Consider the following 246-nt stretch of genomic DNA (forward strand, 5'->3'; position numbering starts at 1 on the left):
TGTATTCGATCATAATGGCGATCGGACCGCTGCGCGGCTTCAGGTCGAGTGCCAGGTGCGGCTCCTTGAAGCGGTTGAGCGGGTCGAGGTTGAGCACCTGCTGTTGCGGCAGCGGCAGCACGAGGCCGATGGCGCCGCCGGCCAGCATGGCGATGGCCGCGGCGATCAGCGACGTCTCGGCGCCATGCGCGTCGGCGACGACACCCCAGATCCAGCTGCCCAGTGCTATGCCGCCGAAGGTTGCGG

Annotated in this window: 1 protein-coding gene; it reads right to left on the reverse strand. The window is 67.9% G+C overall.

What is annotated here, in order from left to right; translation table 11 throughout:
* Positions 1-246: MFS transporter (locus X742_RS01000000171400; RefSeq protein ID WP_032925262.1), on the reverse strand; the 246-nt coding region annotated here is incomplete at both ends.

Source organism: Mesorhizobium sp. LNHC229A00, assembly GCF_000502415.1.
In the GTDB taxonomy this organism is placed as follows: Bacteria; Pseudomonadota; Alphaproteobacteria; order Rhizobiales; family Rhizobiaceae; genus Mesorhizobium.